The sequence below is a fragment of the Guyparkeria halophila genome, assembly GCF_034479635.1.
In the GTDB taxonomy this organism is placed as follows: Bacteria; Pseudomonadota; Gammaproteobacteria; order Halothiobacillales; family Halothiobacillaceae; genus Guyparkeria; species Guyparkeria halophila.
Window position 1 is genome coordinate 1681958 of sequence record NZ_CP140153.1, and the last position, 12741, is coordinate 1694698.

At 65.4% G+C, this 12741-nt stretch carries 9 protein-coding genes; 3 read left to right on the top strand and 6 right to left on the bottom strand.

The annotated features are described in order from the left end of the window. Positions 1–167 precede the first annotated feature (167 nt). The 6 genes from SR882_RS07620 to SR882_RS07645 form a co-directional block, all read right to left on the bottom strand. On the bottom strand, positions 168–617 hold the full coding sequence (locus tag SR882_RS07620; protein WP_322520657.1) for an REP-associated tyrosine transposase: 450 nt from the start codon (positions 615–617) through the stop codon (positions 168–170). 188 nt (positions 618–805) lie between these two features. Beyond that, a complete protein-coding gene (locus SR882_RS07625; protein WP_322520658.1) occupies positions 806–1951 on the bottom strand; it encodes a hypothetical protein in 1146 nt (381 codons plus the stop codon). 130 nt (positions 1952–2081) lie between these two features. Continuing rightward, complete coding sequence (locus SR882_RS07630) at positions 2082–3278, bottom strand: hypothetical protein (RefSeq protein WP_322520659.1); 1197 nt, start codon at positions 3276–3278, stop codon at positions 2082–2084. Between the two features lie 293 nt (positions 3279–3571). Then, positions 3572–6250 carry an outer membrane beta-barrel protein gene (locus tag SR882_RS07635; protein ID WP_322520660.1) on the bottom strand — a complete coding sequence of 893 codons (2679 nt, stop codon included), beginning with the start codon at positions 6248–6250 and terminating at the stop codon, positions 3572–3574. Between the two features lie 220 nt (positions 6251–6470). Continuing rightward, the gene (locus tag SR882_RS07640) at positions 6471–6776 is read right to left on the bottom strand and encodes a hypothetical protein (protein ID WP_322520661.1); all 306 of its coding nucleotides are present in this window, start codon (positions 6774–6776) and stop codon (positions 6471–6473) included. Next, on the bottom strand, positions 6773–8134 hold the full coding sequence (locus tag SR882_RS07645; RefSeq protein WP_322520662.1) for an alanine/glycine:cation symporter family protein: 1362 nt from the start codon (positions 8132–8134) through the stop codon (positions 6773–6775). Before SR882_RS07645 ends, SR882_RS07640 begins: the two co-directional genes overlap by 4 nt. Positions 8135–8318: 184 nt before the next feature. Between SR882_RS07645 and SR882_RS07650 the strand changes: the two genes are divergently transcribed. From SR882_RS07650 to SR882_RS07660, 3 genes are all read left to right on the top strand, one after another. Continuing rightward, positions 8319–10724 (top strand): Lon protease family protein, encoded by a 2406-nt coding sequence (locus SR882_RS07650; protein WP_322520663.1) that lies wholly within the window; start codon positions 8319–8321, stop codon positions 10722–10724. Then, positions 10721–11668 carry a universal stress protein gene (locus tag SR882_RS07655; protein ID WP_322520664.1) on the top strand — a complete coding sequence of 316 codons (948 nt, stop codon included), beginning with the start codon at positions 10721–10723 and terminating at the stop codon, positions 11666–11668. The genes SR882_RS07650 and SR882_RS07655 overlap by 4 nt, the downstream gene beginning before the upstream one ends. A gap of 118 nt (positions 11669–11786) precedes the next feature. Beyond that, positions 11787–12701 carry a Tim44 domain-containing protein gene (locus SR882_RS07660; protein WP_322520665.1) on the top strand — a complete coding sequence of 305 codons (915 nt, stop codon included), beginning with the start codon at positions 11787–11789 and terminating at the stop codon, positions 12699–12701. Positions 12702–12741 lie beyond the last annotated feature (40 nt).

Consider the following 12741-nt stretch of genomic DNA (forward strand, 5'->3'; position numbering starts at 1 on the left):
AGGAGCGGCTTTAGCCGCGAAACGCACGGCTGCCAACATCCAGCCATCGCGCCTGAAGGCGCTCCTACAACAATCACCCCCCGTAGGAGCGGCTTTAGCCACGAAACACAGGGATGGCAACATCAACCCATTGCACCTCAAGCCGCTCCTTCGGCGACCCTGGCGGATCACAACCAGACCGCATCCCAATGCGGATACTCGCCCACACGACGGACCAGACCCGCGCGAACGGGATTGGAAACAATGTAGCGAGCCAGTCGCCGCAGATCCTCGTCATTGCGCACCGCATGATCGTGAAAGCCACGCTGCCAGCGCAACAGCGGGATATGACGTGCACTGCGGCCCTTCAACTGTCCAACCACCACAGACAGATCATCGCCGTGTCCTAGTCGAAACCGCCAGTGCAGGTGATCCGGCATCAGGCAAAAGGCCAACGTTTCCGAATGGCCCATCTCCTCCATGTCGCGCAGACAGCCGATGACGCGCCGCGCCACCGATATATCCGCCAGCCCGGGCCATCGTCCGTGGGTAACGAGGGTCACCGAATACACCTGCCCGGGGATCGACACGCGACCACGACGCAAACGCCATCCATGGCGCATTTGCTCAGTAGGCATCCTTGCCTCCTTCGTCCTACGTCAGAATTTCCGCGAAACGAATCCATCCTAAATTTCGCGTCCCCACGAGTCCGAGCACCTAGATTGCAGGAGCGGCTTTAGCCGCGAAACCCACGGGTCGCAGCATCAGGCCATCGCGCCTGAAGGCGCTCCTACGCGGCGCGATGGCCCAACGACCGCCGCCGTTCTTAGTGGATCGGCTCGTGGGTAAACTCGATCACCGCGCGGGCGTCGTCGGCGGCTTGGGCGAAGGCATCGGCGCCGGTGCCGCTGTAACCCGAGCCGCCGAACACGGCATCCAGTATCGACTGGGTCCGCTCGACGTAGACCCCATCGCCATCCGGGTCGGTCAGGTAGGTGATGCTGCCGGTGTGAACCCCGCTGCGGTCGTAATTGAATCCCGACAAGTCGTAGTAGCCGTCCTCGGGGTTGTTGATGCCAAGGATGGTGTTCAGGTAGACCACCGTGTCCGTGGTGATCGCCTTGGTCTTGGACGAGGCACCCCCGAGGAACACCGCGGCATCCTGCAGTGTCCAGCTGCCATCGGTCAGCGCCGCCCGATAGAGCGACAGGTTCGCCAGCGGCGAATCAATGGTGTACTCGTTGCCCTCGGCGTCCACCACCACGAGACGGCCGGCGGCGTCGGTCTCCAGTTCGCCATCGGCATCCAGTGACAGTGTGCGCAGCGCCTCTTCGAAGGCGTGGTCGAGCACGGATGGCGGGGCGCGACCGACGTTCAGCCGCTCGAACTCGACCTCCTGCAATGCCGACTCGTCGACCACCTCGGTAAAGCCTTCCGCGTCGGGGTCGTTCGAGGCGTAGGCAATCACGTTGCCGGCGGCATCGATGAACTGCACGCGGCCGAGATCGTCCAGGTCAGGCGAGCCGTCGGCTTCACGCAGGATCACGTACAGATCGCCGTACAGGCTGCCCTTGCCCGCCGAACCGCCCTGAATACGATCGAGGCTGTCTCGCCCGCCACCGCGAAACACGCTGTCGACCAGGTGCTGGCTGCCGGCGCCGGCATGACCACCGCCCTTGCCACCGGCGCCGCCCTTTCCGCCCGGGCCTTTCTTGCCGTGATCGCTATCGGCGTGATCGTCCGTGTGGTCATCGGTGTGCGTGGTACCGGTGTCGTGTCCGCCGCCGGACGAACGCCCGCCGCCGGCGTACCCACCGGAATGACCACCCTCGGCCGCCTGAACGGTCGCGATGGCCGTGAACGGCGCAAGATGGGCCGGGGCGGTGAACAGCGGCACGGCCATCAGGCCCGCCGCAAGCAAGCCGGCCGCCACCGGTTTGAAATTCAACGTCTTTGTCTTGTCGGTATTCATGTGGGCCTCCCAATGGATTACCCGGGCAATTGCCTATCGCGGATTGACTCGTGGTGAAGCACAAAAAGAAGGCCCCGGTCATCACGGGGCCTTCAAGGTGGCTACCAGCCATTCCACCTCACCACGTGCTTCAGTGAATCGGTTCGTGGATGAACTCGATGACCTGAAGCGCGTCATCCGTCGACTGCGCGTAGCCGGCCGCGCCGTCACCCGTTGCGGTCTCGCCATCGAACACCGCATCCAGAAGCGGCTCGGTGACCGTGATGTAGGTCCCGTCGCCCTCCGGATCGCTCAGGTACGACACGGTAACTCCGTCATACGCATCGGAGCGGTCGTAGCTGAAGTCCGCCAGATCGGCCCACGCGATGGAGGTCTCGCCCGTGTCGGGGTCGGTGACCTTACGGTTCAGACCCAGGATCGTGTTCAGGTAGACGACCATATCGAGATTCACGTTGCCGAACTTGCTCGCCGCCGCGGCCAGCAGGGAATCCGTCTGGTCCAGGGTGAACGTCTCGTTACCGTCGATGTCGTCGTTCAGTCGCACCATGGCGTCCTGGTAGAGCGCCAGGTTCTCCAGCGGAGAATCGATGGTGTAGACCACACCGTCGGCATCCTCGATCACGATGCGGCCGGCTGCGTCGAACTCGAACACACCATCGGCGTCAAGGGCGATGGTCTCGAGCGCCGTGTCGAGGGAGTGACTCAGAACCGACTGCGGTGACCGCGCCAGATTCAGGCGATCGAAGGCGACTTCCTGCAGCAGGGCCTCGTCGGCCACCTCGGTATAGCCCTCGTCCTCGGGGTCGTCCGAGAGGTACGGAATCACGTTGCCCTCGGCATCGAGGAACTGCACGCGTCCTTCATCGTCCAGAATCGGCGAGCCCGTTGACTGGTCGCGTAGCACCACGTAGAGATCGCCGTAGAGATCGCCCTTGGTGGTGCCCGCGTTGGGGTTGCCGCCGCCCATGTCGCCGGTCGGACCATCGCCTTCCGGCGGGCCCTTGTCGTCGGGCCGTCCGCTTCCACCAGCGGCATCACGGCCACCGGAACCCTTGCCGCGCAGGACGTCGTTCACGTCCATGCTCTGGTGACCGCCGGAGACGCCGCCGGCGCCACCGATGCCACCCTGACCCTTCATGGCACCACCCGCGCCCTGGCCGCCTTGACCGCCTTGGCCATGATCGGAGGCGGCATGCGCCACGGACACGGGCATCAGGTTATGTGTATAGGTGTTACCGACCAGCATGGGCACCGCGAACACGCCGGCAGCCACCAGGCTGACAGTCAGGTGTTTGCGGTTGGTATCAAAGAGCGATTTCGTATTCATGAAGGTGCCTCCTTTCTCAGCTTTCCCAATTCACTTATATGCCCATAAGCTTCTATTGGCAAGGTGGTAAGCCCATCAAATTTCAAGGGCCAGGCCAATACAAATTTATCAAACCGACTATCAAATAAAGTCACAGCATATCAGTCACTTAATACAGCGAACGGCTGATGCCATTTGCGCGACCTAACGCCCGTTACCACGGCGCATCTTTCCCCATAGAAACAACGAACCCCGCTCGGTGGCGGGGTTCTTCTCACTCAGGGGAAATGGCGTTTCCCCAACCCAGGAACCGGCTAGAAACGGAAGCCCACCCCGAGCCGGAACTGATCGATCTCGTTGTCCAGGCTCACTGTGTCGGTGTTGTCGTGCGTGGTCGCGAAATCGATGTCTCCGTAGTCCGTGCGGTTGTAGTCCAGGCGCACGAAGGTGTTGGGCGTCAACGGCAGCTCGGCGCCCAGGCCGATGCGGGTGCCGATCTCGCTGACATCACGGTTGACGTCGTTATCGAGATTCTCGCCCTTGCGATAGCGGTAGTTGAACTGGCTGCGCGCCTTGCCCAACCGGGCGTAGAGCAGCGTGCCGTTATCCAGCTGGTAACCCAGCCGCGCCGACAGGGCCTGTCCGCCCTTCTGCTCGGCGGAGAACTGGCGACCGGTCGGCTCGCGCACGTGCTGCCACTCGGCGCCGCTGTTCTCGACGTCCAGTTCGAGACCGAGGTAGATCCGATCCCATTGCCAGCCGTAACCGGCGAACACGCCCGTGCTCACGCCGTCATTGCCGAAGCTGGCCTGAAGCCGGTAGGGTCCGTCGCCGGAATCGAAGTGTTCGGCGTCCATGTCGCTGGTCAGTAAGGTATGACCGACCTGGGCGCCGGCGTAGAAACCGCCGATATCGCCCTCGGTCGGATCGATCGGCGCATAGTCCTGGGCACCGAAGCGCCAGCCGAGACCGAGACGGAACAGGCCTTCCCGGGTCTCGAACCGTTCCACACCATCGGGCGTGGTGTCGAAGACTACGTCATAACCGTCGTAATCCGTGATGCTGTAGCCCATGCGCCAGAACAGGTGCTTGCCGGCCGGCACGTCGACACCCACCCCGTAGCGGATGCCGGTCTGGTCGTCCGACCCGTCAGCAGCGTTCTGCGGCGCGTCGTTGGCCTGATAGAAAGTGTCGAACTCGCTTCGTACCATGCCGAGGCGTCCGAACAGCAAGGCGCCGTTGGCCAGCACGCGACCGCCGCGCAGGCTCGCGCCCAAGCTGTCGTTCATGTCGAGCGAAAAGGTGCGGCTGTCCGGCTTGTTCTTGCCGTGATCCCAGTCGGCAGCACTGCGCGCGCCCTCGAGCTCGATACCGCCGTACCAGTGGTCGGCAGTCGTCAGGCCCCAACCGGCAAACAGGCCGGTGTTCCATCCCCGGCCCACCATGGTGGCGGTGTCCGTGCCTCGCTCGCCGCGCGGGCCGCTGGTGTCGGTGGCCATGCCACTCACCCCGGCCTGGGCACCGGCGTAGAACCCGCCACCCAGGCCCGTGCCGCGCGTGTCGGCCAGCCCGGAGAAGGTGCCGGCGACCACCGCCGGTTCGCGCACCGGGTACAGCAGTGCCTTCAAGCGCAGGTAGAACTGGTCGCGCTGGTAGTTGCCGTCGAACAGGTCGCCGGTGAACTGCCCCCGGTTTTCGTTGAACGGATCACGGAAGTCCGAATCACGCTGGAAATGGCGGTAATCAAACTGCAGCAAGAGGTTCTTGGTCAGCTTGTACTCCACGCCCACGCCGGCACCGATCAGGTCGTCGGTGCGATCGACCTCCTGATAGTCGACCTGACCATAGGAAGCCAGTGCGGACAGGGTCATGCGGGGCGTCAAGCGGTGCTCGACGCTGGCCTCGGCACGCGTGTACAGGTAACTGGACGCCACGTCGCCGGGGGCGGCCGACAGGGCATAGGTCGTTTCCTCAAGCGACCGGTCGATCGCGCCGCGCAGCCGCGTGAACGGCGTGACCTGCCAGTTAACCTGCGCACCGACGTCGGGCGTGGTGATCGAGGAAAAGCGCGGGTCATCGAAATCCTGGTACAGCAAACCGCCGTAGACCTCGCCGCTCACGCCTGCGCCGGAATCGAAGGTCGCACCCAGGGCGAGCCGCTGACCGTCCGAATCGCGCTGGTAGTCCAGATCGTCGCGGGAATCGCGGTAGCGCCGGGTCTCGGTGGATGCCTGGACGAACGGCTGAATCTGAGGCGAACGCAGGTAGGTGAGTCGCGCGCCCAGGGCATAGATGTCTCGGTCCCGGTCGTCGTGGTTGATCGACGTGCCGTCGGCGTTGATCCCGCTGTCGTAGTCCAGCCGCTGGGCCGTGCCGCCGACGCGCAGCACGGTGCGCCCAATGCGCCGCGCGTAACCGCCGTGGGCATCGAGGCTGTCGTAGGTCACCGGCTCGACCCCGGCCTCGCCCTCGGGCGAGGTGCGATCCTCGTGGCTGCGGCTGTAACCCAGGCCACCGAAGACGTTCGAGACGGTATTGATGTCGTAGCGACCGTCGGTGTTGAGCCAGAAGTCGTCGTAGTTCTCGTCGCTGTTATCACGGTAGCGGGCGAGATCGGCCCCGGCGTTGAAATTGAGCTCGTGGCTGTCCCAATCCGAGCGCACGGCCAGGCTCGGCGTGAAAATGCCGACGGTATCGGCGGTTTCGTCCGTGATAAGGCCGCGGGCGTCAGGATCGCCCTTATTGACCGGCACCGAGCCGTTCACGCCGAAGATATTGGTGTCGTAGAGCGTGGTGACGGTGAGCTGGGGAAAGAAGAGAAAACCTCCCGCAGCGAGACCGCTGCGCGGCGCAGCGCTTGACTCGGCTGCCGCCAACGGTGCCGCACCGGGCTTGGCCGGCAGCGGGACCTCGTCCTGTGCGTATGCGGTCAAGGGGCCAACGGATACCACGCCGAGGGCCATGGCGATCGACCGGGAAAGGCGTGAGGACATAGGGCAGATCTCCTTCTGCTAAGACGGCCAAGATGGCTGATCCAATCATGGATCGTTCGCCTGTATGCCCACGTTGATACGCCTGATGAGGCAAAAAGTCGATTAGGTTATTAACCACCTGTTGCGAAATTGCGACATCGCGCGTTGCCGTGGCGGCAGACGACCGCTACGGAACACCGCCACGGTCAGGGGGTCGCGAGAGACGCCAAGCGAGGGTGGCTCACCCCCGAACGAGCACCGCGCCGGCCGGGACGGCACGCTGCAGATCACGACAGTCGCCCGGGTGCGGCTGGTCATCCGGCGCACGATCCGGGTACCAGATGCGGCATTCGCCCGCTGGCGGCAGGGCACTCGCCGGCAGGATCACCGGGTCGAGGGAGGTATCCCCACCGGGATAGACAATTACCGTGCGTTGGTCGCCTGCCGGCTCGGCATCGAACAGGGCACAGCCACCGAGTGCGCCCATTGCCGCGATGAGAATGACCGCCCGACCGGGCAGCCCCAGCCATGGTCTCAATGCGCTCATCGTCCGCCCCCCTGGTTCTCGGCCCGGGCGAAGTACTCGCGGGTGATGGCGAACACGGTGCCCGACAGGGCGATCAGTGCGATCAGGTTCGGGATTGCCATCAGGGCATTGAGGACGTCGGCGACCAGCCAGATCAGTTCGAGGTTGGCGATCGCGCCGAGGAACAAGGCCCCGACCCAGACGTAGCGGTACGGCTTGATCACCTTCACGCCGAACAGGTACTCGGCGGAACGTTCGCCGTAGTAGCTCCACGCCACGATGGTGGTGAAGGCAAACAGCACCAGACCGGCGGTGACCACCCAGTTGCCGCCGCCCAGGGTCGCGGCGAAGGCCGCCGAGGTCAGCGCCGCACCGCTCTCGCCGGTCTCCCAGACACCGGAAAGTACGATCACCAGCGCGGTCATGGTGCAGATGATGATGGTGTCGATGAAGGTGCCGAGCATCGCGATGGTGCCCTGGCGGACCGGATCATTGGTCTGGGCCGCGGCGTGGGCGATCGGCGCGGAGCCCAGACCGGCCTCGTTGGAGAAAATGCCCCGGGCGACGCCGAAGCGGATCGCCGCCCAGACCGCCGCGCCGGCAAACCCACCCGTCGCCGCCGTGCCGGTGAAGGCATCGGATACGATTTGCCCCAGGGCCGCCGGCACGTCCGTGATATTCAGCAGGATGATCACCAGCGCGAAGCCGACGTAGAGAATCGCCATCGACGGCACCAGGTATTCGGCCAGGTGCGCGATGCGACGGATGCCGCCGATGATCACCACGAACACCAACGCGGCCAGCACCAGCCCGGTGGCCCAGTCGGGAATGGCGAGATTGGATTCGAGCACGTCGGCCACGGAATTGGCCTGCACGGTGTTGCCGATGCCGAAGGCGGCGATCATGGCGAACAGCGCGAAGGCCGCGCCCAGCCATTTCCACTTCGCGCCCATGCCGTTCTTGATGTAGTACATCGGCCCGCCAACGTAGCGACCGCGCTCGTCGACCTCGCGATAACGCACCGCCAGCACCGCCTCGGAATACTTGGTCGCCATGCCCACCAGCGCGGTCAGCCACATCCAGAAAATCGCGCCGGGGCCACCCAGGGCGATCGCGGTGGCCACCCCGGCGATGTTGCCCGTGCCGATGGTCGCCGAGAGTGCCGTGGCCAGTGCCTGGAAGGGCGTGATGTCGCCGCGATCATCCTTGCCGGCGTGCCGACCGCGAACCAGCTGGCGAAACCCGTAGCCGATGCGCCGAATCGGCATGCCGCGCAGCCCGGCGGTGAGATACACCCCCGTGCCGAGCAACAGGGCCAGCATCACCGGCCCCCAGACGAATCCACTGATGCTGCCAAGAAACTCGGTCACTGCGTCCATTGTGTCTGCTCACTCCCTTTGGTGATTTCGCGTCGGTGGTTGGCGGGCGATAGCTGCAAACCCTAACCGGTTTTCCTGCCGATGCGCCAGTGCGATGGGCACGTGACGCCCGTTTGACCGCTACCACGGTGTCAAGCGCATGCTAGTCTCGATTGCATCGCTCCCACGGATTCGAGAGGCACTCATGGCCGACGCGCCGACCCGGCTGGAAGCCGATCAACTCTACCGCCCCTGCCCGGCGAACTCGTTGCCGTTCGAGACCACCGCCGAGCTCGATCCCCCGGCCGCCCCGCCCGGCCAGGAACGGGCGCTGGAGGCCCTGTCGTTCGGCACCGAGATCGGGGACGGCGGCTTCAACCTCTATGCGCTGGGCGCGACCGGCAGCGGCAAGTATGCGGTGGTGCGCGACTTTCTCGAACGTCGCGCCCGTCGCGACGCCCCGCCGCCCAGCTGGGCCTACGTCTACAATTTCGACGACCCCGACAAGCCCCGCTTGCTGCAATTGCCGGCGCGGGCCGGACGCGATCTTCAGGCGGATCTGGACAACCTGATCGACGAATTTCGCACCGCGATCCCGGCGGTGTTCGAGAGCGATGAGTACCACAACCGCATCCAGGAGCTGCGCGAGACCTACAAACGCCGCCAGCACGAGGCTATTGCCGCGATCAGCAAGGAGGCCGAAAGCCGGCACGTGGCGATGGTGAACACGCCCAACGGTTTCACGCTGGGCCCGTACCGCGACGGCAAGATCCTCGATCCCGAAGCCTTCAGCAAGTTGCCCGAAGAAGAGCAGAAGGCATGGCAGGCCGCCATCGATGAACTCGAGGAAAAGCTCAAGCAGACCCTGCACCAGGTGCCGAAATGGCAGAAGGAGGCAGGCGAGCGACTGCAGGCACTCAACGAGGAGATGCTGCGCGTGGCCGTGGGCCAGCAACTTCAGGCGCTCGAGGAGCGCTGGGCGCACCTGCTTGACGTGACCCGGTTTATCCACGCGATTCGCGATGACATCATCTCGCACGTCAACGATCTGGAGGACGACAGCAGCGCTGTCCCCGAGGAAATCCTCAACCAGTACCAGATCAACCTGATCGTCGATAACGCCGAGCTTCACGGTGCGCCGGTGATCTACGAGGACCTGCCTACCCACGCGCGACTGATCGGACGCATCGAGCACCACTTCCGGGAAGGCGCCCTGCTGACCGACTTCCGCCTGATTCGCGCCGGCGCCCTGCACCGTGCCAACGGCGGCTACCTGATCCTGCACGCCCGGCAAATACTCATGCAGCCGTTCGCCTGGGAGACCCTCAAACGGGCAATCTACGGCAAGCAGGTGCGCATCGAATCGCTGGAACAGCTCTATGCCGTGTTCACCACGATCACGCTGGAGCCCGACCCGATCCCACTGGACGTCAAGGTCGTGCTGATCGGCGACCGCCTGCTCTACTACCTGCTCGCCGAGTACGATCCGGACTTCGCCAAGCTGTTCAAGGTGCAGGCCGACTTCGAGGACACGCTGCCTCGACAGGCGGAAAACGAGCTCGACTACGCCCGCACGCTGGCCGCGATTGCCCGACGAGACGGGCTACGACCGCTTGACCGCGGGGCCGTGGCCCGCAGTATCGAGCATGCCAGCCGCCTGGCCGACGATCGCGAGAAACTGGCCGCCGGCACCCGCCCGCTGGCCGACCTGCTCGCCGAGGCGAACCACCTTGCGGCCTCGAGCCATGCCGAACTCCTCAGCGCCCACCATATCGAGGCCGCCATCCGCCGCCAGGAGCAGCGCGCCGAGCGGCTGCGCGAACGCGCCGTCGAGGCGATCCTGCGCGAGACGCTGAACGTGCCGACCCAGGGCGAGCGTATCGGCGCAATCAATGGCCTGGCCGTCAGCGAGCTGGGCGGGTTCCGTTTCGGCCTGCCCACGCGCATCACCGCCACCGCGCGCCCGGGTCGAGGCCAGGTAGTCGACATCGAGCGCGAGGCCAAGCTCGGCGGAAACATCCACGCCAAGGCGGTGATGATCCTGTCGCGATACCTTGCCAGCCACTATGCGCCGGAGGGCGAACTGTCCCTGTCAGCGAGCATTGCCTTCGAACAGCTCTACGGCACGGTCGACGGCGACTCGGCCTCGGTGGCCGAACTCTGCGCGCTGGTCTCGGCGGTCGCACGCGTGCCCATCCGCCAGTCGTTTGCCGTGACCGGATCGATGAACCAGTTGGGCGAAGTCCAGGCCATCGGCGGCGTCAACGAGAAGATCGAGGGGTTTTTCCGCATTTGCCGCGACCGCGGGCTGGACGGCAGCCACGGCGTGCTGATCCCGACCAGCAACCTTCCGCACCTGATGCTCAGCCACGAAGTGCGCAGCGCGGTCGCCGCCGGGCGCTTCCAGCTCCACGCCATCAGCCACGTCGAACAGGCGCTGGGCCTGCTCACCGGTCTCGAGCCCGGCGAAGCCGATGCCCACGGCGTGTTCCCCAAGGACAGCCTCAACCGCCGGGTGGTCGACCGGTTGGCCCGGTTCGAGCGGGCCACGCGACACGACCGCCACCGTGAGCGCGATGACCCGGGACGAGATGGGGTCGGACCGGGATGACCGGGCCACACGTCCTGCTGCTGATCGATGCCTCGCCGACCAGTCTGGCGGCGTTGTCCAGTGCCGCCAGGTTGGCACGGCACCACCATTGCGAACTGATCGCGCTGTTCGTCGAAGACCAGGATCTGCTTGCCTCGGCCGGTCATCCATTCACCCGAGAAATCAGCGCCCTGTCGGGTGAATCCCGACCCTTTGATCGCGAGATCCTGCTCACGCGCCTGACCCAGCAACGCCGCCAGATCGAGGCGGTGCTGACCGAACTCAATCGGGATGCACCGCTGCGCTGGCATTTCGAGGTGGTCGCCGGCCCGGTGTTCGAAAGCATCCACGCCGCGGCGCAGGCCGCCGACTGGGTCGTGATGGGCAAGGCGGGTTGGTCGGCGGATCACGGGGCACAACTGGGCTCGGTGGCCAGACGCCTGCTGGAAACCGGCGGCAACCGGTTGCTGCTGTGGCAGAGCGAGACCGGCGGTAATGCCCGCCCAGAACCTCCGCATCACCCGGCGAGGACTCGCCAGCCACGCCGGGCATTGCTGCCTGGCGGCAGGCCATCTCCGGTCGCGGAACGGCTGACTCCCGTGGTCGGTCTGCTGGCGACGCAGCGGGCCGCGGAAACCGTGGTGCAAACGGCCCATGCACTCGCCGTGGCTACCGACAGGCCCTGCCACCTGTTCCTGCTCTCGTCGGTCGACCCCGCCACCCTGCCGTCGCTGGTGGCCTGGCGACAGCTGGGAGAGCCGCCGCTGGTGCTGGAGATTGTCGAGTCCGGCACCACCGAGGCGGATTCGCCACCGGACCCGTCACTGTTTCGAACCTTGCAACAAAGCTCGGTCTCGGCGCTGGTGGTTGCAGACGACGCGGCCGAGGCCCTTGGCCTGCCTCTAGCCGACCTGATCACCGCGATCCATGCCCCGGTCATCCGGGTGCCCCTGAGCGGTCGCTGAGCGGTTCGCATGACTACGCGAACGCCGGCCACGCTCTCCGACGGCGTGGTAGGATTCCGGCGCGCCGATGCGCCGCGCCGTGCGCGAACCATCGGAAATCCCGACCGCAGGAGCCCCCATGACGTCCAGCCAACCGCTCGCCCGATCCCTCGTCCTGCTCGCCATCAGCGCGCTGCTGGCCGTAATGCTGAGCACGCCCGCCGAGGCCAAACGCTTCGGTGGCGGCAAGAGCTTCGGCTTTCAGGGCCAGAAGAGCTCGCAGACCACCAACCAGCGGCAGGCCGCCACCGACCAGAAGGCCACCCGCAGCCCGGGCGCCGGGCTGGGCGGCATGTTCGCCGGGCTGGCCGCCGGCGGCCTGCTGGCGTGGATGTTCATGGGTGGTGCCTTCGAGGGATTCCAGCCGATGGACTTTCTCGTGATCCTGCTGCTGGCCGCTGGGGCGTTTTTCCTGATTCGTCACCTGCGCGGCGGTGCCATGGCGACCCGCCCGGCCTATGCCGGCGCTTCCCGTCCGGAGCCGATGGTCGAGCCACCGACCCACCAGGCCCGGGCATCGAACGAGACGCTCGGCGGCTCGACCAACGACAAAGGGGGCGCGCGCCCTGGCTCGCTGATGGACGAGTTCGGCTTTGGCGGCACGTCCGGCTACCAGCCTCCCAGCTGGTTCGACGAGACCCGATTCCTTGGTGCGGCACGCACCCATTTCACCAACCTGCAGCTCGCCTGGGATGCGAATCGCATGGACGAGATCCGCGAATTCGTCACCCCCGAGCTGTTCCGTGAGCTGGTGCGCGAACGCGCGGCCCTGGGTGATGCCGAGAACGTCACCGAGGTGCTCGACCTGACTGTCTCGCTGGAAGAGCTTGGCGAGGAGAGTGGCGACCTGATTGCGGCCGTGCGCTTTGACGGCCGAATCCGTGAGGGCAGTGAGGCCCCGGCCGAGTCGCTCGACGAGACCTGGCTGGTCAGCCGCAATCTCGATGACGAGAACGCCAACTGGCTCATCGCCGGGATTCGTCAGAACCGCTGAGCCGTTCGGCAACCGAACACCCGTTCGTCACACAGACAAA